Origin of the sequence: Peribacillus sp. FSL E2-0159, assembly GCF_038643155.1 — a bacterium.
GTDB classification, from domain to species: Bacteria; Bacillota; Bacilli; order Bacillales; family DSM-1321; genus Peribacillus; species Peribacillus simplex.
On sequence record NZ_CP152053.1, the window covers coordinates 4,083,769 to 4,103,913 of the forward strand.

At 43.8% G+C, this 20,145-nt stretch carries 17 protein-coding genes, 1 other RNA gene and 1 other annotated feature; all 18 genes read right to left on the bottom strand.

From position 1 onward, the window contains the following. Positions 1-4: 4 nt before the first annotated feature. The 18 genes from NYE63_RS19950 to NYE63_RS20035 all read right to left on the bottom strand — a co-directional run bounded on the left by NYE63_RS19950 (position 5) and on the right by NYE63_RS20035 (position 20,043). On the bottom strand, positions 5-1,888 hold the full coding sequence (locus NYE63_RS19950; RefSeq protein ID WP_342602417.1) for a S8 family serine peptidase: 1,884 nt from the start codon (positions 1,886-1,888) through the stop codon (positions 5-7). 714 nt (positions 1,889-2,602) lie between these two features. Beyond that, positions 2,603-3,310 (bottom strand): ABC transporter ATP-binding protein, encoded by a 708-nt coding sequence (locus tag NYE63_RS19955; RefSeq protein ID WP_063232914.1) that lies wholly within the window; start codon positions 3,308-3,310, stop codon positions 2,603-2,605. Next, a complete protein-coding gene (locus NYE63_RS19960; RefSeq protein ID WP_034308746.1) occupies positions 3,310-4,092 on the bottom strand; it encodes an ABC transporter ATP-binding protein in 783 nt (260 codons plus the stop codon). Before NYE63_RS19960 ends, NYE63_RS19955 begins: the two co-directional genes overlap by 1 nt. Continuing rightward, positions 4,064-5,029, bottom strand: a complete 966-nt coding sequence (locus NYE63_RS19965) for a branched-chain amino acid ABC transporter permease (RefSeq protein ID WP_251428924.1) — start codon at positions 5,027-5,029, stop codon at positions 4,064-4,066. Before NYE63_RS19965 ends, NYE63_RS19960 begins: the two co-directional genes overlap by 29 nt. Before the next feature lie 13 nt (positions 5,030-5,042). Continuing rightward, positions 5,043-5,921 (bottom strand): branched-chain amino acid ABC transporter permease, encoded by an 879-nt coding sequence (locus NYE63_RS19970; RefSeq protein ID WP_063232912.1) that lies wholly within the window; start codon positions 5,919-5,921, stop codon positions 5,043-5,045. 164 nt (positions 5,922-6,085) lie between these two features. Next, positions 6,086-7,264 carry an ABC transporter substrate-binding protein gene (locus NYE63_RS19975; RefSeq protein WP_342602418.1) on the bottom strand — a complete coding sequence of 393 codons (1,179 nt, stop codon included), beginning with the start codon at positions 7,262-7,264 and terminating at the stop codon, positions 6,086-6,088. Positions 7,265-7,811: 547 nt separating this feature from the next. After that, positions 7,812-8,519: an ABC transporter ATP-binding protein gene (locus NYE63_RS19980; RefSeq protein ID WP_063232910.1), complete on the bottom strand. Its 708-nt coding sequence runs from the start codon at positions 8,517-8,519 to the stop codon at positions 7,812-7,814. Further along, entirely contained in the window at positions 8,519-9,298 is a 780-nt protein-coding gene (locus NYE63_RS19985) for an ABC transporter ATP-binding protein (RefSeq protein WP_048684384.1), read from the bottom strand. The genes NYE63_RS19980 and NYE63_RS19985 overlap by 1 nt, the downstream gene beginning before the upstream one ends. After that, positions 9,273-10,244, bottom strand: coding sequence for a branched-chain amino acid ABC transporter permease (locus NYE63_RS19990; RefSeq protein ID WP_342602419.1), 972 nt, complete (start codon positions 10,242-10,244; stop codon positions 9,273-9,275). Before NYE63_RS19990 ends, NYE63_RS19985 begins: the two co-directional genes overlap by 26 nt. A gap of 13 nt (positions 10,245-10,257) precedes the next feature. Beyond that, positions 10,258-11,136: a branched-chain amino acid ABC transporter permease gene (locus NYE63_RS19995; protein WP_342602420.1), complete on the bottom strand. Its 879-nt coding sequence runs from the start codon at positions 11,134-11,136 to the stop codon at positions 10,258-10,260. 76 nt (positions 11,137-11,212) lie between these two features. After that, positions 11,213-12,400: an ABC transporter substrate-binding protein gene (locus NYE63_RS20000; RefSeq protein ID WP_342602421.1), complete on the bottom strand. Its 1,188-nt coding sequence runs from the start codon at positions 12,398-12,400 to the stop codon at positions 11,213-11,215. Between the two features lie 186 nt (positions 12,401-12,586). Continuing rightward, positions 12,587-13,348, bottom strand: a complete 762-nt coding sequence (locus NYE63_RS20005; protein ID WP_328167945.1) for a tRNA threonylcarbamoyladenosine dehydratase — start codon at positions 13,346-13,348, stop codon at positions 12,587-12,589. Positions 13,349-13,459: 111 nt separating this feature from the next. After that, positions 13,460-14,608: a M20 family metallopeptidase gene (locus tag NYE63_RS20010; RefSeq protein WP_342602422.1), complete on the bottom strand. Its 1,149-nt coding sequence runs from the start codon at positions 14,606-14,608 to the stop codon at positions 13,460-13,462. A 217-nt stretch (positions 14,609-14,825) separates the two neighbouring features. Beyond that, positions 14,826-15,797 carry an NERD domain-containing protein gene (locus tag NYE63_RS20015; RefSeq protein ID WP_342602423.1) on the bottom strand — a complete coding sequence of 324 codons (972 nt, stop codon included), beginning with the start codon at positions 15,795-15,797 and terminating at the stop codon, positions 14,826-14,828. 334 nt (positions 15,798-16,131) lie between these two features. Next, positions 16,132-16,317: non-coding RNA, 6S RNA (gene ssrS / locus NYE63_RS20020), on the bottom strand. A gap of 86 nt (positions 16,318-16,403) precedes the next feature. Then, a complete protein-coding gene (gene aspS / locus NYE63_RS20025) occupies positions 16,404-18,173 on the bottom strand; it encodes an aspartate--tRNA ligase (RefSeq protein WP_342602424.1) in 1,770 nt (589 codons plus the stop codon). Positions 18,174-18,185: 12 nt separating this feature from the next. Beyond that, positions 18,186-19,457, bottom strand: a complete 1,272-nt coding sequence (gene hisS, locus NYE63_RS20030; protein ID WP_342602425.1) for a histidine--tRNA ligase — start codon at positions 19,455-19,457, stop codon at positions 18,186-18,188. A 97-nt stretch (positions 19,458-19,554) separates the two neighbouring features. Further along, positions 19,555-19,791: a binding site (T-box leader), on the bottom strand. A 78-nt stretch (positions 19,792-19,869) separates the two neighbouring features. Further along, positions 19,870-20,043 carry a hypothetical protein gene (locus NYE63_RS20035; RefSeq protein WP_342602426.1) on the bottom strand — a complete coding sequence of 58 codons (174 nt, stop codon included), beginning with the start codon at positions 20,041-20,043 and terminating at the stop codon, positions 19,870-19,872. Positions 20,044-20,145 lie beyond the last annotated feature (102 nt).

The window sequence follows — 20,145 nt, forward strand, 5'->3', positions numbered from 1 at the left end:
TGTATCACTTTTTAACTGTTACTTTTCTTGATTCACTCACGTTTTTCGCTTTGTCTTTGGCATAGGTATATAAGTTCTTCCCGGCTTTTTGCTTGGGGATTTTAACCGAGAATGTGCCTTTAGTCGTTGCTGTGGCAGAGCCGATCACTTTTCCTGATGCTTTGATGGAGACAGTGGAGCTGGCTTCTGCTTTGCCGGTTACTTTTGTTGTTTTTGTCGTTACTGTGTTGACTGTCGGTTTACTTGGTGCTGTTTTGTCTGCGACGGTCACGGTTTTGATTGAGCTTATATTTCCTGCTTTATCGGTTGCTGTAACGGATAGGACTTTTCCGGCTTTTTGTTTTTTTGACATCGTTACGGTGAAATTCCCTGCACTGTTGGAATTTGCTTTGCCAAGAACCGTACTGCCGGTTTTGACGGTGACGGAAGATCCCGCTTCCGCTTTGCCGGTTACTTTAACGGTATTGTCACCTACCGTATTAACTGACGGTCTTGCAGGAGCCGTTTTATCTGCTACTTTAAATGAAACTGGGATACTTTTATTTCCCGATTTATCGATGAGCCTAGTCGAGATGGTCGTGCCGGCTATTTGTTTTGCGATAGTCGCTGTAAACGTTTTTTCGCCGTTGATCTTCACTGTGGCGAGTTGTTTTTTATCGGTATAAATGGAGACGGTCCCCGTTTTGAAATCAGTCGGGATTTTCCCATTGATCTTAGTGTCCTTATCGGAAATCGCGGTCACGGCCGGTTTGGTCAGCGTCTTCATCTCAAGTGCTTTTTTGGCATTGACCCGCCCGTTTCCATAGTATATGTCTTTCCCTTTTGTACCTAGATCCACCGCTGAATCGTAGAGGCGGTATTCGACCTCAGTTTTGTTAAGTTTAGGCTCATGGGACCAAATCAGTGCAGCTACACCCGCCACCATCGGCGTGGCCATTGATGTCCCGCTCATCCAGCCGTATTTACCATATGGCAAGGTTGAAAGGATATCATCTCCAGGGGCCGCAATATCGACTGTTGAATGGTAGTTGGAATAACTGGGACGCTTGTCCCTAGAGTCAGTGGCAGCAACGGAAATGACGTGGCTAAATGCCGCTGGGTATACACGCTGTACATTTTTCCCCATATCCCCTTCATTCCCGGCAGCCGCGACGATTAGTACGCCTTTTTTATAGGCTTCCTGGACGGCCTTGTTCAAGGCTTCCGAATAACTGGTGTCTCCTAAACTCATATTGATGATGTTTGCCTTTTGCTGAACGGCATAATGTATTGCCTCAATGATATCGGCAGTATCGGCATACTCTCCATCAAATACGTTAATAGGCAGTAGTTTAATGTTCGGAGCAACACCTGTTCCGCCTATGCCGTTGTTAGCAGAACCGGCAATGATGCCAGCGATATGGGTTCCATGCGCCCCTTTTGGTATGATGTGCTTCCGATTGTTTATCGTATCATAGGCATTTACGATTTTCCCTTTTAAATCTTCGTGGTTGCGATCGATGCCGTCGTCAATGATGGCCACCTTGATTTCTTGTGATCCCATTGATTTTGTCCACGCTGCATTCGTACCAAGCTTTTTATGATGCCACTGGTCTATGTAGGCTGGATCGTTCGGGCTTTCCATCTTCTTGAAAAGATAGTTTGGTTCTGCATATTCAACATTCTTCTGTTCTTCAAGTTCCTCGATTAGGTTGTCGGTTGTTTCCCCTTTAGGGACCTCCACCTTTTCTATCAACTCTTTGATCGGCTCATCGTTCGTCTCTTTATACTTGACGATAACACCATCGGATTGCGGTATATCTTCTGCAGAAGCAGAATCTGGCTTGTAGATTGGAAGAATCATAAACAGCAATAATACCGGCAGTAAAACCTGAATAAGCTTGTGCATGCAATCACTCCAAAAAATATGATTAAGAATAGCTATGGATGAATTTTGATCATGAACCCATTCTACTATTATCCTTAACTAGATTGTATACCGTCTGATTTGGTTTTACTAACCTTTTTATCTAGTTAAAATAGCTTATTTAAAAAACAAAAAACCGCAATAAAGCGGACTCAGTTTGTCGACAAAAATGGGTTCTTTCTAATTTTAAAACAAAGCGGTTGACTGTAGACAAACTTGATAATAATTGATTACTTTAAAATTTGTACTTTGATTTCCACTCCAGGCACTCGCTTTCCGCGGGCGGTCCGGGAGCCTCCTCGACGCTTCGCGCCTGTGGGGTCTCCCCTGGACTCGCTTTTCCCGCAGGAGTCTCGTACCTTCCGTTCCAATCAACTTATTCAGATAAAAACACTTTTGTCTAAAAAAGGGGGGCGAAGTATCTCACCCGAATCCTTTTTTAAAAGAAGACTTGTTTATCCTTCAAGTTTTTTACTTTTTATATGGATGAAACACTAGATCGAAGAAATTTGCGACACTCCTGCCGAATTACTGGCTTGCCGAGACCCCACAGCCGCTTGCTTTGATGAGGCTTGGCAGACAGTCGGCGGAAAGGGAGTGGATTTCTGAAATCAATTGGAACTTTTTAAAATAAAAAAACTGCAGGCACACTCGCTTTTCCTCGAGTTTGCCTGCAGTCCATCGCTATAAAACAGTTTAATGTCCACCTAAATAGGCATTCTTGATTTCTTCGCTTGCGGTCAGTTCCTCTGATTTTCCTGATAGGACGATTCTGCCGGTTTCGACAACATAGGCTCTGTCCGCGATGGATAGTGCTAAGTTGGCATTTTGTTCGACCAGCAGAATCGTTGTACCCGTTTTGTTGATTTCTTCGATGATATGAAAGATTTGCTTCACCAATAATGGAGCAAGTCCCATGGAAGGCTCGTCCAATAACAGAAGCCGGGGCTTGGCCATGAGTGCCCTTCCCATTGCTAGCATTTGCTGTTCCCCGCCGGAAAGGGTTCCGGATTGTTGTTTCAGGCGCTCAAGCAAACGTGGGAATAATTCATAGACTTTCTCCATATCCTGCTTGATGCCTGCCTTATCTTTGCGTAAATAAGCACCAAGCTGAAGGTTTTCTTCAACGGTCATGTTAGCAAATACCCGCCGTCCTTCAGGGACATGGGAGATCCCCATTTTCACGATGGATTGTGCTGCCTTTCCGCCGATTGATTGCCCTTCGTATATGATCTTCCCTTGTTTTGGTTTTAATAGGCCGGAAATGGTCTTCAGCATCGTACTTTTCCCGGCTCCGTTCGCCCCGATCAGGGTTACGATTTCGCCTTCATTAATAGAAAGCGAGATTCCTTTCAAGGCTTGAATGTTTCCGTAATAGACGTTGATGTCCTCGATTTTTAACATTATGAAACCTCCTCGCCCAGATAGGCCTCGATGACTTTTGGATTGTTACGGATTTCCTCTGGCTTCCCTTGAGCGATCAGTTGTCCGTGATCGAGTACGTATATGCGTTCGCAAACACCCATGACGAGCGGCATATCATGTTCTATCAATAATACGGTCAAATCAAATTTCTCACGGATAAGGGCAATCAGGTTCATGAGCTCATGCGTTTCCTGAGGGTTCATCCCCGCAGCCGGTTCATCCAGCAAAAGCAGTTTCGGGTTGGCTGCAAGTGCACGGGCGATTTCCAAACGTCTTTGTTTACCATATGGCAGGTTCTTCGCCTTTTCATCCTTGTATTGATCAAGGTTGAAGATCTTCAGGAATTCAATCGCCTTTTCATCCATTTCCTTTTCGCCTTTAAAATGGATCGGCATGCGGAAGATCGAACTTAAAATGCCATGCTTCGAAAGCGAATGGTAGGCAACTTTTACATTATCGATCACGGATAGTTCACTGAATAAGCGAATGTTCTGGAATGTCCGGCTGATCCCTTTTTGGGTGATTTTATATGGAGGCAGTTTTCTTAAGTTCTCACCTTCCAAAGAAATCGTGCCCTCTGTCGGGACGTAAACTCCTGTCAGCAAGTTAAAGAAAGTTGTTTTTCCAGCGCCGTTCGGCCCAATTAAGCCAATTAGTTCTCCTGGATATAATTCGACGTTAACATCAGAAACGGCTTTGAGCCCTCCGAACTGGATGCCGACCGAATCGACTTTAAGCAGCGGTGTTTTTATTTTTTTCATGGCTGCTTCCTCCTTTACGTTTGAACATGGATGTTATTTCTTTTGTCCCCATTAAACCTTGTGGACGATAGAGCATCATCACGATAAGCACAAGACTGTAGATGATCATTCGTGTTTCCGGATAATCTTGCAGGAAAGTCGTGACAACCGTCAGTAAAATCGCGGCCAATACGGCACCGGAAAGACTTCCAAGACCGCCAAGTACAACTAGGATCAAAATGTCAAATGATTTCAGGAATCCGAAGTTTGATGGCTGGATGATATAGAAGTTATGAGCGTAAAGCCCTCCAGCAATACCGGCAAAAAAAGCACCGATCGCAAACGCGACAACTTTGTAATAGGTCGTATTGATTCCCATCGAATCGGCAGCCGTCTCGTCCTCGCGGATCGATATGCAGGCCCTGCCATGGGTCGAGCTAGTAAAGTTTCGGATGACGATGATCGTAACGATGACGGAAGCGAATACCCACGGCCAAGTGGTCAAATGGGAAACCTGCATGCCGCTCGCCCCGCCGACATAATCAATATTCAAAAGCATGATCCGGACGATTTCCCCAAAACCCAGGGTCGCAATCGCCAGGTAGTCACCTTTTAAGCGTAAGCTTGGAATTCCGATGATCAAACCTGCCACCGCTGACGCCAAACCGCCAACTATCAATGCCGCATAAAATGGCATTTCCAGCTTCATCGTCATAACGGCTGAAGCATAGGCACCGACTGCCAGGAATCCGGCATGTCCGATCGAGAATTGCCCGGTTATCCCGATGATCAAGTGCAGGCTCGCTGCCAGAATGATATTGATCCCGATGAACATGAGCGTATTTTGATAAAAAGGATTTAGCGATCCGCCGCCGATTAACACTTGAACTACGGCGAAAAAGATCAATGATAGTGAAATCGAGAGCCAAAAACCTTTTGCTCGCTTAATTGTAGTCATTGCTTTGTCTCCCCTATACTTTTTCTTTTTTGTTTTTACCGAATAAGCCTTGTGGCATGAAAATCAAGATAAGAATCAGTACGACGAAGGCTACAGCATCACGCCATAATGAGTAACCGGCGGCACTGACCAAAGCTTCGATGACACCTAGCAATAGTCCACCGACCATCGCGCCCGGTATAATCCCGATCCCTCCAAGTACGGCGGCAACGAATGCCTTCAATCCCGGAAGCACACCCATGAGCGGCTCGATCTTAATATAGTAAATACCGAAAATGACGCCTGCTGCCCCAGCCAAAGCGGAACCGATTGCAAAGGTGGCAGAAATCGTGTTATCGACATTTATCCCCATCAGCTTAGCAGCATCCGCGTCGAAGGAAACGGCACGCATCGCTTTTCCTATTTTTGATTTATGAACGATGATTTGAAGGATGATCATCAGGACTACAGCCACTCCAAAAATCAAAACCGATTGACTATTGATGGAAACTCCAAAAATATTGAACTTGTCTGTCGGCAATACATCATTCGGATAAGCTTCCGGCTGTGCACCGCGGACGTAGATGAATCCGTATTCGATCAATAGGGAAACACCGATGGCAGTGATAAGTGCAGCAATACGTGTTGCGTTACGTAATGGCTTGTACGCGATACGCTCGATCAATACCCCAAACAGCGCACAGACCGTCATCGAGATTAATAGGGCTGGCACGAATGACAGATCCAGAACCGTTATCGAGTAAAACCCAACGAATGAGCCGACCATGAATACATCGCCATGTGCGAAGTTTATTAATTTAACAATCCCGTAAACCATCGTATATCCGAGAGCGATAAGGGCATAAATACTTCCTAGTGAAACCCCGTTTATTAACTGCTGTATCAATTCCATGTTCGACTCTCCTTGAAAATCTAAATTTTATAAGTGATAAGTCCAGGCGCTTTGCATTCCTCTTAGGGGATGTTCAGCGAGCTGGTATGCTTGAAAAATGAGAATTCGCCAGCACCTTCTTTTTAATGAAGGGCCGGCGAAAGGGTTGGAGTTGTTCTCCGAAATTAAGGATTGATTTTTGTGTTAAATACTTGTTTTCCTTCTTTAAATTCAAGGATGGTAGCAGATTTGATTGGATTATGTTTTTCATCCAATGTGAATGTACCCGTTACAAGCTCAAGGTCAGCTGTTTTTTCCAACGCTTCTTTGATTTTTTCTGAATCCGCTGAACCAGCGCGTTTAATCGCGTCTGCAAGGAAGTATCCTGTGTCATATCCTAGAGCGTTAAATGCATCCGGGGATTTATCTTTGTACTTCGCTTTAAACGCTGACACAAAATTCTGAATTTTCTCATCAGGATCACCTGAAGAATAATGGTTCGTGATGAACGTATTATTTAGAGCTTTTGCACCGGCAATTTCAACTAGCTTAGGAGAATCCCAGCCGTCGCCGCCCATGAACGGAACGTCAAGTCCAGTTTCCCGTGCCTGCTTCACGATCAGACCAGCTTCCTCATAGTAACCAGGAAGGAAAATGAAATCAGGTTTTGCCGATTTCAAACGAGTCAATGTGGAACGGAAATCAGTATCCTTCGCAATGTAAGCTTCCTCAGCTACGATCTTTCCGCCATTTTTTTCGAATTGTTCTTTAAAGGCTGCGGCTAACCCTTTTGAATAATCACTTGCGCTGTCAATATAGATGGCTGCACTTTTCGCTTTGATTTCTTTAGTGGCAAAGTTCGCAGCTACCGTCCCTTGGAAAGGATCGATGAAGCTTGTCCTGAAAATGTAATCATTCAATTTATCCTTGCTGAAAGTGATTTCAGGGCTTGTACCAGAAGGTGAGATGACTGGCACTTTATTATCTTGTGCAATCTGTACTTGTGCAATCGAGTTCGTGCTTGTCGCTGCCCCTACGATCGCAGCAACCTGATCTTGTGATGTCAGCTTGATCGCTCCGCTTGTCGCTTCGGACGCTTCAGATTTATTATCGACTTTAATTAGTTTGATTTTTTTACCGTCAATGCCTTCTTTATTGATTTCTGCAGTAGCAAGCTCTAGGCCTTCTGCAATCGATTGTCCATATGAAGCGACACCGCCTGATAATTCAAGGTTGACACCGATCTTGATCGTATCTCCATCCCCGCTTGATTTTTCAGATGAACCAGAGCCGGAACAACCCGCTAGCACTCCTGCAGCAAGTGTTAGAGAAAGGAATGCACTTGCTAATTTTTTCTTTTTCATAAATAATCCCCCCATTTTGTAATCAAGCTCTGATGCATGAATATTTATTCATAATGCTTCAGAAAAAAATTGATTAGATGAAATGTTTCAAATTAAATTAATATTTCGAAAAATAGTTTACCGCATAATTTTCATTCCGTCTATACAATAATTGCGAGAAGATTCCGCTAAATAGGATATTTTTCACAGGGAGTCTATATCATTTTTATCTTTATATATTTTAAATATTGCGAAAATAGGCGGTATAATCAAAAAAAACTGATAATTAAATTATATTGATATTTTAAACTCCTTATTTACTGATCAAAAAATTTTATTCATTCTCTTATTTTTTTCATCCTATTAATTACATTTTTGCCAAAATACAAGTATATTGATAGGGAATTAAACCCAGTTTTTTCGTGCTTTTTTAGTCTTAATTCCTATATCAAAATTGAATAATACTATATTGGATGTATAAAATCATGCATGAATCTCCTGAGCTTTTTTATCTTCCTGTATATTTTGCATATATCATTATCAAATAAAAAAACCGCCAAACGGCGGTTCAGTGGCCTCCTAAATAGGCCATTTTTATTTCTTCACTTGATGTTAGTTCCTCGGCATTGCCCGACAGGACGATTCGGCCCGTTTCAACGACATAGGCCCGATCTGCAATGGATAAAGCGAGGTTGGCGTTTTGCTCGACCAAAAGGATCGTTGTGCCGGACTCACTGATTTCCTGAATGATGTTGAATATTTGCTTCACCAGAAGTGGTGCAAGGCCCATCGAAGGTTCATCGAGCAGTAATAAACGCGGTTTCGCCATTAAAGCCCGGCCCATTGCAAGCATCTGCTGTTCTCCGCCGGATAGGGTGCCGGCCTGCTGTTTGATTCTCTCCAGCAGCCTCGGAAATAACTCATGGACCTTTTCCATATCTTTATTGATGCCCTCTTTGTCTTTTCGCAAATATGCCCCAAGCTCCAGGTTTTCGGCAACCGTCATGTTGGCGAAGACACGCCGCCCTTCAGGTACATGGGATATGCCCATTTTCACGATGGACTGTGCAGCTTTTCCTCCGATCGGATTGCCTTCGAACAGGACTTTTCCTTGCTTTGGTTTTAACAGTCCGGAAATCGTTTTGAGCAGTGTGCTTTTTCCCGCTCCGTTCGCCCCGATCAAAGTCACGATCTCCCCTTCGTTTATCTCCATGGAAACCCCTTTTAACGCTTGGATATTGCCATAATAAACATTGATGTCCTCTATTTTCAGCATCAGGAAACCTCCTCCCCTAGATATGCCTCGATAACCTTTGGATCGTTGCGGATTTCTTCCGGCTTTCCGTGTGCGATAAGCTGTCCATGATCAAGGACATAAATCCGTTCGCATACCCCCATTACCAGTGACATATCATGTTCGATGAGCAAAACGGTAAGGTTGAATTCCTTCCGGATAAAAGCAATGAGGTTCATCAATTCTTTCGTTTCATGCGGGTTCATCCCAGCTGCGGGTTCGTCCAGTAAAAGAAGTTTCGGATTGGCGGCAAGGGCACGGGCGATTTCCAGCCGCCTTTGCTGTCCGTATGGGAGATTCTTCGCCTTTTCATCCTTAAAATGATCGAGGTTAAATATCCTCAAGAATTCCAACGCCTTTTCATCCATTTCCTTTTCCCCGGAAAAATATCCCGGCAGACGGAATATGGAGCTTGGAATTCCATGCTTGGCAAGTGAGTGGTAAGCAACCTTCACGTTATCGATTACGGATAGCTCACTGAAAAGGCGGATATTTTGAAAGGTCCTCGATATCCCTTTTCTCGTAATTTTATAAGGCGGCTGCTTATTTAAATTTTCCCCGTTCAAGGCAATCGTCCCTTCTGTAGGGACATACACACCCGTCAATAAATTGAAGAAGGTCGTTTTTCCTGCCCCATTCGGTCCAATCAGGCCTACAAGTTCCCCTGGAAATAATTCCACGTTCACATCGGAAACGGCTTTCAATCCGCCAAAACGGATACCCACCGAATCTACTTTAAGCAACGGTATTGTGGCTTCCATCCTTTGGGCCCCCTTTCGTTTTTTTATGTGTGAACAATGATGTGATTTCTCTTGTTCCCATTAAACCCTGTGGGCGGAAAATCATCATCAAGATCAGAACAAGACTGTAGATGATCATCCTCGTTTCCGGATAATCCTGAAGGAATGTCGTCACGATCGTCAGTAAAATGGCAGCCAATACCGAACCTGAAAGACTTCCAAGACCGCCAAGTACGACGAAAATCAGTATATCGAAGGACTTCAGGAAACCGAAATTCGATGGTTGGATAATATAAAAATTATGGGCATAAAGCGATCCGGCAATTCCAGCAAAAAATGCTCCGATGACAAAAGCCGCCACTTTATAATAGGTCGTATTGATTCCCATCGCATCAGCCGCCGTTTCATCTTCCCTTACGGATATGCAAGCACGGCCGTGAGTCGAATTGGTGAAATTCCTGATGACTAAGACGGTGATCATGACACAGGCAAAAACCCATGGCCAAGTTGTCAGGTGGGATACTTGCATCCCGCTTGCCCCGCCTACATATTCAATATTCAAAAGGACGATCCGGACAATTTCCCCAAATCCAAGGGTAGCTATTGCCAGGTAATCCCCCTTCAGACGCAAGCTGGGTATCCCGATCACCATACCCGCAACAGCGGCTATTACGCCCCCAGCCAATACAGCTATGATGAAAGGAAGTTCCAGCTTCATTGTCATGACTGCGGAAGCATAGGCCCCTACCGCTAAAAAACCTGCATGCCCAATCGAGAACTGGCCGGTTATTCCAATGATTAAATGAAGGCTCGTCGCCAGCATGATATTGATGCCGATGAACATGAGCGTGTTGATATAAAATGGATTGAGCATACCGTTTGAAATGGTGTACTGCATGATTCCGAAAAAAATAAGTGCGAGCACGATCGAGAGCCAAAAACCCTTTGAATTCTTTAAAGTAGTCATCGCCATGTCTCCCCTATACTTTTTCTCTTTTATTTTTACCGAACAGTCCCTGCGGCAAGAAAATCAAAATCAAGATAAGTACGACGAAAGCCACACCATCGCGCCATAATGAGTAACCGGCTGCACTGACTAATGCCTCGATCACTCCAAGCAGAAGACCGCCGACCATCGCTCCCGGAATGATGCCGATGCCGCCCAAGACGGCAGCAACAAATGCTTTAAGGCCAGGAAGGACACCCATCAACGGCTCGATTTTAATATAGTAGATTCCAAAAATGACACCAGCCGCCCCTGCGAGGGCCGAACCTATGGCGAACGTAGCTGAAATCGTATTATTCACATTGATTCCCATAAGCTTAGCGGCTTCAGAATCGAATGAAACGGCACGCATCGCTTTGCCGATTTTGGTTTTATGGACAACGAATTGTAGGATGATCATTAAAATGACGGAAACCGATAAGATCAATATCGATTGACTGCTGATGGAAACTCCCAATATATCGAGTTTATCCATCGGAAGGACATTATTTGGATAGGCTTCCGGCTGGGCGCCCCGGATGTAAATCAGCCCATTTTCTATCAGAAGGGAAACACCGATGGCCGTTATCAAGGCCGCAATCCGTGTTGCATTACGAAGGGGTTTATAAGCAATGCGTTCAATTAAAACGCCAAAGATGGCACATGTGACCATCGAAATCAATAAAGCTGGGATGAAGGATAAGTCCATTACGGTAATGGCGTAAAACCCTACAAATGAACCGACCATGAATACGTCGCCATGGGCGAAGTTTATGAGCTTAACGATTCCGTATACCATCGTATAACCAAGCGCGATCAAAGCATAAATGCTTCCGAGTGAAATGCCATTTACCAATTGCTGAATCAGTTCCATATTGCACTCTCCCCGTTAAGGTGTTTTTTAAGTGAATATAGAATAGGGGGGACTTGCCCCCTATCCACGTAAGGTATTATGGATTGATTTTTGTTTTGAATTTTTGTTTGCCATCTACATATTCCAAGATGGTCGCCGATTTAATCGGATCATGATTTTCATCAAGGTTCAGCGTTCCGGAAACTAATTGAAGATCTTTGACATCTTCCAACGCTTGTCTGATTTTTTCGGGGGAAGCATCTCCAGATCTCTTGATGGCATCAGCCAGGTAGTACCCAGTGTCATAGCCAAGTGCGGCAAAGGCATCCGGTGTTTTATCGTATTCCTTTTCGAAGGCTGCAACGAAATCCTGGATTTTTGCATCTTCATCTTCCGGTGAATAGTGATTTGTGATATAAGTATTTTTTAAAGCCTCCGCTCCGGCAATTTCAACGACCTTCGGGGAATCCCAGCCGTCGCCGCCCATGAATGGAAGGTCTATGCCGTCTTCACGTGCCTGTTTTAAGATCAATCCGACTTCTTCATAATAACCAGGAAGGAATACGAACTCTGGTTTTGCGGATTTGATACGTGTCAATGTAGAGCGGAAATCAGTATCTTTAGTTACATAAGCTTCTTCCGCCACGATTTTACCGCCCTTTGCAGTGAACGCTTCTTTAAAAGCTGCGGCCAGTCCTTTAGAATAATCACTTGCGCTATCCACATAGATCGCAGCTGTCTTCGCCCCTATTTCATCAGATGCGAAATTGGCTGCCACCGTACCTTGGAATGGATCGATAAAGCAAGTTCTGAATACATAATCATTTAATTTTCCAGCTTTGTTGGTAATGTCGGGATTTGTTGCAGTTGGTGTAAGAAGAGGAACTTGATTATCCTGTGCGACCTGAACCTGTGCCAATGTATTCGTGCTTGTCGCAGATCCGACTACAGCCACAACCTTGTCCTGGCTGACTAACTTGATAGAACCGCTTGTAGCTTCTGCTGCATCTGATTTATTATCAACCTTGACGATTTCCAGTTTTTTACCGTCGATGCCTTCTTTATTAATTTCATCGATGGCCAGTTTTAAACCATCGGCAGCCGATTGGCCGAATGATGCCGTACCTCCGGACAATTCAAGGTTTGCCCCAATTTTTATCGTGTCACCCGATTTTGATGAGCCCCCGCCTGAACTGCTAGTTTTTGAGTCGCCGCTACAACCTGCCAGCGCCCCTGCAACCAATGAAAGTGATAGAAACACTCCTGCTAGCTTTTTCTTCTTCATTTGAAACCCCCTTGTTTTATATGTTCTTTTAAACAAATAGAATATCAGAATAAAAATAATATTCTGAAAACAGTTTATCTCATTCTTTCGACCCCGTCTATATGATATGGATAAAAAAGTTATTAAAAGGGAATATCTACTATTCGACAAAAAAAACTGACCCTTTATAGAGTCAGTTACTTTTTATCAATCGTTTACACGGCGAACTTCAATGTCTTTTAATATATCATTGATCACCCAGCTTGCTGCAATTAAGCCAGCTACGGATGGTACGAAAGCATTCGAAGACGGAGGCATTTGGGCTTTGCGGATTTTAGCCTCATCATTGCCGACCTCTTTTCGGACATCCTCACGAATGACAATAGGGCTCTCGTCGGAGAAAACAACGGGAATTCCCTTTGTTATGCCCTCTTTACGCAATCTAGTACGAATGACCTTGGCAAGCGGATCTGTATGCGTTTTGGAGATATCGGCAATTTGAAAACGCGTCGGGTCCATCTTATTAGCGGCTCCCATGCTTGAAATCACCTTGATATTCCGTTTCAGGCATTCCTTCATCACATGCATCTTATAAATGACCGTATCCGACGCATCTATGACATAGTCCAGGCCATAACTGAAGAATTCCTCAAACGTTTCTTCTGTATAGAACATTTTGAGAGAAATCACTTCGCAGTCTGGATTGATGTCGTGAATGCGATTTTTCATCAATTCCGCTTTCGGTTGACCGACTGTTGATAAGAGAGCATGGATCTGCCTGTTTACATTAGTGATGTCGACATCGTCTTTATCCACTAGAATAATACGGCCTACCCCCGTACGTGCCAATGCTTCGGCTGAAAAAGAACCAACGCCTCCTACTCCCAGGACAGCAACGGTCGTGTTTTTCAGTATATCGATTCCTTCCTTGCCAATTGCCAATTCATTTCGTGAAAACTGATGCAGCATATATATTCAACTCCAATAAATTCTGTTCTTATTTAGCTTCCCAATAAACAATATATCATAAACATCATTTATGACAAGCGAAATATGAGCAGTCTAATCGGAATTAGTGTACTAAGTCATTTTTGATAATTTTTGAATGACGGTTGCCAATAGGAGGGTCCTTTCAGTCAGGCTTGGTATTTCCAAATACTCCTCTTCACTATGCGCATTCCCTCCAATGGGCCCGAGTCCATCCACTGTCGCAATTCCCAAATCAGAAGTGATGGAAGCATCCGAACCCCCACCCGTGGCCGTATCCGTGATTTCGATGCCGATTTCCTTCCCAGCCTGACGGATCGTCTCTAAAAGCGAGTTCGTCTTCTCATTCTTTTCCATGGGAGACCGGTCCATTTTCCCGCTTAATGTCGTTTTCGTTCCTGAAATATAGGTTTCAGCACAGATTTTTTTCAGCTGCTTGAGGATGATGTCTTCCTGCTTTTTTTCCGAAATCCGCACATCCACAAAAGCAGCCGCATGGGAAGCTATCGTATTGACAGCGGAACCTCCTTCAATAATACCGACATTAACGCTGATTCCAGTCTTTTGATCATTCAATCGGTGTAAGGCGATGATCTTATGGGCCAATTCTTCAATTGCACTTCGTCCCTTTTCCGGTTCGATCCCTGAATGGGCGGCCACCCCCACGATATCCACTTTAAACTGACCGCAGCCCCTTCTTGCCGTTACAAGTGAACCGTCCGTCCTTGCCGGTTCAAGAATTAACGCGATCTTCTTATCGGCCGCTTTTTCCGATATGAGTGAAGCGGACGAAGGAGACCCGATCTCCTCATCACTATTAAGAATGATTTGGACATGCTTATAGCCTGTCTGCCCCGTCTGTTTCAAACAATAGATCGCATAAAAAAGCTCAACCAAACTAGCCTTCATATCAGCTACACCAGGACCGTATGCCCGATTTCCATTCACTTTAAAAGGACGTTTTTGTGCTGTCCCTTCCGGAAAAACCGTATCCATATGGGCGACGACCAGAATATGCGGTTGAAGCGCCTCACGATGCTGGATGACCAGTTGATTGCCATAATTCTGCTGCTCAACGGTATTCACAATAAAATCCAGGCTTTCAAATTTCGTTTTTAAAATCGAACCAATTTCATCAATACCCTTTTTCGTATGAGAACCACTATCTATATTCACTAGCCGCTCCACTAATTGAAGCATTTCCATCCTCTTTGCATACAATAAATCTTTCAAAGCCCTCACTACTTTCTATCCTTGGCTGACTATTGCTCAGCCTTACTATAATTTACGAATCTATATTGAGGAATGTTACTTAAATGGGGATATTTGAAGTTCATTCAAGGGTTTTTTTAATTTTTTCGTGAGTCTGGGGTCTTTATTCGTGAGTTCGCGGCATTTACTCGTCAGTTTGTGCCGTTTACTCGTGAGTTTGGCTCATTTACTCGTGAGTTCACGGCATTTACTCGTGAATTAATTCATCCAGTCTATAAGCTCTATTTTTAAATTGCCCCGAATAAGGCAAATCCAGTGCAGATAGCATCCGTTGCATGATATCAATTGAATCTATTTGTAAGAAGAGCCGTGCTTGTTTATTTGTTATATTGGGTTTTATGAGGAGAGCGAAATCACGAAGAGCTTGAATATGGGCATCTTTGGAAGTGTAAGAACACTGACCGCATGACCATTTGCCCCAGTGATATTGCATATGGAGAGTAGAACATTCAGGACATTGAACGCTGTTGAGCAGATCTTGTTCATCGATTTGGTACAATTCGAGTATATCAGGATTATGCGGAGTGTTTTTTTGCAGAATCGTGTTCGAAAGTCTATTGCTCTGCCTTTGGGTTAATTGCTCAGAAGGATACTTTTCTTCAAGGGTGTTAATTTTGGAGATTAGGGTTTCTTTTCCCGTGATTTTGTTAAAAATTGGGGTAAAACCTGGGGTAGTCCTTATTATGGTATTTGAGTTTGCATTGGCAATGAGTGTTTCAATCGGCAGCGAGGGGAATTTGTTAAAAGTAAGCCAATCATTTAATCGGGATTTTTGTACGTCAACCTGGATTAGCGGATCTAGATATGCCTGTTCCTGTCCATCTTTTGTCCGAATCAATTGGGGATAGTTGCGGTCAAAATAGAGCATTCCCGCAAAGTTTTTCACTTCAATGATGATACAGTAATTACGGGTGATTATTAGGAAATCCATTTGAAAATACCGGCTCCCATTGTAGCTTAACCTCAAATCATGTAACACTCGATATTCCTTTGTAAGATCCTTCAACTCTCTTCCGATACTCCGCTCCCCATTAAATCCTGTACGAATTTTCCGGAAATCGTTCCTTATTCTTTCCTGTTTTGGATGATTTGCTGATAGCCTCCTGCTTAATGCCTCCAGTTTGAGCATTTTCATAGGCTTTTCACACGGTTTTAGCACCCACACATCAACTCCTTCTCCTCTAGCTTCTTTGTTAATGCCCTTTTTTCCTGCTGGAACACTGAAATCAGGCGTTTTACCTGTTTAATTCATGAGATTTGTAGCTTATTCGAAAGTTCTCGTCATTTACTCGTGAGTTCTCGCCTTTTACTCGTGAATTTTGCTCGTTTACTCGTGAATTATCGCCTTTTACTCGTGAATTTGCACCATTTACTCGTGATTTCTCACCATTTACTCGTGAATTCGCGCTATTCACCCATCTTCGCTCGTAAGTTCACTATTTTTACGCACAAAAAAACCCATGTTATTTAACATGAGTTGCTTTGTAAGGTGTAAGAGTCCCAATTGTGCCGTTTACGCCTTTGTTTTGAACCCGCTCTCCGCAGGTGGGTGCTCGGTTCCTCGCGTTTGTAAGTCCTCTTCGAGGGAGGCTTTTACGCGGCCAGGAAACTAGTGCTCCCGGTAACTATAAGTGTTCGGTCAAAACTTATAGGTTAAAGAACGAACACATCAGGACTCTTACTTATTGAAGATATCATATCATAATGCTTAACTCTATTTCAAGAGAAAGCACCTAGGTATTTTTTCATATTTTTCCCAAATAAATTATTTTTTAAATGCTGCAAGTCTTAGGTTAAGTTCGGCCAATTGCTTGTCACTTACAGTACTCGGTGCGTCAACGAGCAGGTCGCTTGCGCTTGCTGTTTTCGGGAACGCGATGGTGTCGCGAAGGTTCGTGCGGCCTGCAAGCAGCATGACCATGCGGTCCAGTCCAAGGGCGATTCCGCCGTGTGGAGGCGTTCCGTATTCGAATGCATCCATTAGGAAGCCGAATTGTGCGTTTGCTTCTTCTTCGGAGAATCCAAGTACTTTGAACATTTTTTCTTGAACGTCACGTTCGAATATGCGAAGTGATCCACCGCCAAGTTCGTAGCCGTTCAAGACAAGGTCATATGCTTGTGCACGGACGCTTGCTGGGTCTGATTCCAATTTGTCCATGTCTTCACGGAATGGCATTGTGAACGGATGGTGTGCTGCATAGTAGCGTCCTTCTTCTTCGTCATATTCAAGTAATGGCCAGTCCGTCACCCATAGGAAGTTGAATTTGCTTTGATCGATCAAGCCTCTTTCTTTACCAAGCTTGTTGCGAAGTGCTCCAAGTGCATCAGCGACTATGCCTTTCTTATCCGCCACGAATAAGATTAGATCGCCTACTTCAGCTTCCAATACAGATACTAATTGCTCTTGACCTTCTGCGAAGAATTTGGCGATCGGCCCTTTTACGCCGTCTTCTTCAACTTTCAGCCATGCAAGGCCTTTTGCACCGTAAATCGCTGCAAATTCAGCCAATCCATCAATATCTTTACGGGAATAATCCGCATTTCCGTCCTTAACGACGATTGCCTTAACTTGTCCGCCGTTTGCAACAGCGCCGGTGAACACTTTGAAATCACTGTCTTTAACGATTTCGGAAACATCTTTAAGTTCCATTCCGAAGCGTGTATCCGGTTTGTCGGAACCGTAACGGCTCATTGCTTCATTGTATGTCATTCTAGGGAATGGAAGTGTTACGTCCAGTCCTTTAACGTCTTTCATCACTTTAGCCATCATGTTTTCAGCTGTGTTGATGATATCTTCTTGGCTCATGAAGCTTGTTTCAATATCGATTTGCGTGAATTCAGGCTGTCTGTCAGCACGTAAGTCTTCATCACGGAAACAGCGGGCAATTTGATAATAACGTTCGAAACCGGATACCATCAATAGCTGCTTGAAGATTTGCGGTGACTGCGGAAGTGCATAGAACTCACCTTCGTGTACACGGCTAGGCACTAAATAATCACGTGCTCCTTCAGGTGTACTTTTTGTTAAGATAGGTGTTTCGATATCAAGGAAGCCTTCACCGTCCAGGTAATCACGGATCGCTTTTGTTGTTTGGTTACGCATTTTCAACGTTTCGAACATCGCCGGACGACGCAGGTCCAAATAACGATATTTCAAGCGGATGTCTTCTGAAACATCCGTTCTTTCATCAATGATGAAAGGAGGGGTCTTTGCTTCGTTTAAAATTGTTACGTTTTCGGCTTGAACTTCGACGGTCCCTGTTGTTACGTTAGGATTGAAGTTGGCTTCATCACGTTTGATGACTGTGCCTTGAATATCCAGGACGTATTCATTACGGATTTTTTCGGCTGTTGCCAGCGCGTCCGCCGAAATGTCCGGATTGAAAACGACTTGGACGACTCCGCTTCTGTCACGTAGGTCGATAAAGATGACCCCGCCCAAATCCCGTCGTTTTTGTACCCATCCTTTTAATGTTACTTTTTCACCAATAGCTGCTTCTGTCACTTCACCATTGAAGTATGTTCTGCCAAACATGGTATTTCCCCCTTAAGCCTGTAGCTTTTTAAATTGTTCAACGAATGTCGCAAGTTCCATTTGGACTTGTTCACCGGTTTGCATGAACTTCACATTGATTTTATTATTTGCCAATTCATCATCCCCGAGTGTCGCCACATATCTTGCTTCGAGACGGTCGGCTGATTTGAATTGTGCTTTCACTTTACGGTCTTGATAGTCTTTTTCGACGGTAAAACCGGCATTCCGCAATTGATGGGCAAGTTTGACGGTATAATCCTTAGCTGTTTCGCCTAATGAGACAAGATAGCAGTCAATTCCCTTTTTGATCGGAAGCTCGATGTTTTCTGCTTGGAGGGCTGCAATCAGGCGTTCAATGCTAAGTGCAAAGCCGATTCCGGGTGTTTCCGGTCCGCCAAGTTCTTCAGCCAGCCCGTTATAACGGCCGCCTCCGCAAAGGGTAGTGATGGCGCCAAAACCTTCTGCATCACTCATGATTTCAAAGGCGGTATGATTATAATAATCCAAGCCCCGCACTAGAGTCGGATCTTCGACGAAATCGATTTCCAAATCGGTTAAATGCTGTTTCACCTTTTCGAAATAAATGCGGGATTCATCATTTAAATATTCAATGATGGAAGGAGCCGTGTTCATCAATTCGTGATCGTGATCCTTTTTGCAATCCAAGATACGCAAAGGATTTTTTTCCAGACGGTTTTGACAATCGCCGCAAAACTCGCCGATGCGGGGTTCGAAATGTTTGATTAACGCATTGCGATGCGCTGTCCGGCTTTCCTTATCACCAAGGCTGTTGATCACAAGTTTCAACTTTTTCAAGCCAAGTTCCTTGTACAGGTTCATCGCAAGTGACAGAACCTCTGCATCGATTCCGGGATCCTTACTTCCTAAAGCTTCGATGCCGAATTGAACGAACTGGCGGAACCGACCTGCTTGCGGACGTTCGTAACGGAACATCGGCCCGATATAATAAAGCTTGACCGGTTGATTGGCCCATCCGAACATTTTGTTCTCGATATATGACCGTACAACCGATGCAGTGCCTTCCGGACGAAGGGTTAAGTTCCTTTCACCGCGATCTTGAAATGAATACATTTCTTTTTGTACGATATCGGTTGTATCCCCTACACCACGTAAAAATAATTCCGTGTGCTCAAAAATCGGAGTGCGGATTTCTTTATATTGGTAACGGTGACAAATCTCACGCGCTGTGTTTTCGATATACTGCCAAATTTCCGTTTGGCCAGGCAATAAATCCTGGGTACCTCTAGGAATCTGAATAGACATGTGTGTTTCCTCCTTTAAAGCAAGGCGCCCTTTCTGATACGGCGCTATACTGATTTTTTCCAAACAAAAAACTCCCGCCCCTTGTAACTTATATGTTACAAGGGACGAGAGTTTGGATATCCCGTGGTGCCACCCTAGTTGAAGCACAAAAAAAGTGCCCCCGCTCAAAAACAGTTAACGCCTGTTTTACGTCCATCTCCTATTAAGTAAATCCGTTCGGAGTGAAGCCTACGGAGGGTTCTTTCATTAAGTCATCATGTGGAATGCTTTCAGCCTCGGCATTTCCTCTCTTTTCATGTGTTTCTTAATTACTCTTCTCCATCATTGGTTATTGCAGTAATAAGTCTGATATTTTATAATCATACGGACGTTAACTTCAAATGTCAAGGCAGACTGAGGATTTTGTCGCATTTTATTGGTTCAAATGTTTTTTCAGATTTTTGATCGCCCGGACATTGACTCCGAATTCGGATGCCAATTCAACAAGGTTTGCGCTTTGTTCCTTTTGGATGAAATCGTGAAAATCGACACCCAATACTTGATTGCCTCCGCTTAAGCTCGTTTGATCTTTTTCGCTGAATTTCATGTGGTTTCCCTCCTAGAGTTATATAACCTTTATTCTTTCCTAAAAAAAATGTTTTTTGCACATGGAAAGAGGGAAATTTTCATTGAACGAGAATACATACAT

Coding starts and splice junctions, on each gene's coding strand:
- NYE63_RS19955 (WP_063232914.1), bottom strand. CDS start 3,310: ATGTTAAAAATCGAGGACATCAACGTCTATTACGGAAACATTCAAGCC.
- NYE63_RS20005 (WP_328167945.1), bottom strand. CDS start 13,348: ATGCTGCATCAGTTTTCACGAAATGAATTGGCAATTGGCAAGGAAGGA.
- NYE63_RS19965 (WP_251428924.1), bottom strand. CDS start 5,029: ATGACTACAATTAAGCGAGCAAAAGGTTTTTGGCTCTCGATTTCACTA.
- NYE63_RS19990 (WP_342602419.1), bottom strand. CDS start 10,244: ATGACTACTTTAAAGAATTCAAAGGGTTTTTGGCTCTCGATCGTGCTC.
- NYE63_RS19985 (WP_048684384.1), bottom strand. CDS start 9,298: ATGGAAGCCACAATACCGTTGCTTAAAGTAGATTCGGTGGGTATCCGT.
- NYE63_RS19970 (WP_063232912.1), bottom strand. CDS start 5,921: ATGGAATTGATACAGCAGTTAATAAACGGGGTTTCACTAGGAAGTATT.
- NYE63_RS19975 (WP_342602418.1), bottom strand. CDS start 7,264: ATGAAAAAGAAAAAATTAGCAAGTGCATTCCTTTCTCTAACACTTGCT.
- NYE63_RS19995 (WP_342602420.1), bottom strand. CDS start 11,136: ATGGAACTGATTCAGCAATTGGTAAATGGCATTTCACTCGGAAGCATT.
- NYE63_RS19960 (WP_034308746.1), bottom strand. CDS start 4,092: ATGAAAAAAATAAAAACACCGCTGCTTAAAGTCGATTCGGTCGGCATC.
- hisS (WP_342602425.1), bottom strand. CDS start 19,457: ATGTCTATTCAGATTCCTAGAGGTACCCAGGATTTATTGCCTGGCCAA.
- NYE63_RS19980 (WP_063232910.1), bottom strand. CDS start 8,519: ATGCTGAAAATAGAGGACATCAATGTTTATTATGGCAATATCCAAGCG.
- NYE63_RS20035 (WP_342602426.1), bottom strand. CDS start 20,043: ATGAAATTCAGCGAAAAAGATCAAACGAGCTTAAGCGGAGGCAATCAA.
- NYE63_RS20000 (WP_342602421.1), bottom strand. CDS start 12,400: ATGAAGAAGAAAAAGCTAGCAGGAGTGTTTCTATCACTTTCATTGGTT.
- NYE63_RS19950 (WP_342602417.1), bottom strand. CDS start 1,888: ATGCACAAGCTTATTCAGGTTTTACTGCCGGTATTATTGCTGTTTATG.
- aspS (WP_342602424.1), bottom strand. CDS start 18,173: ATGTTTGGCAGAACATACTTCAATGGTGAAGTGACAGAAGCAGCTATT.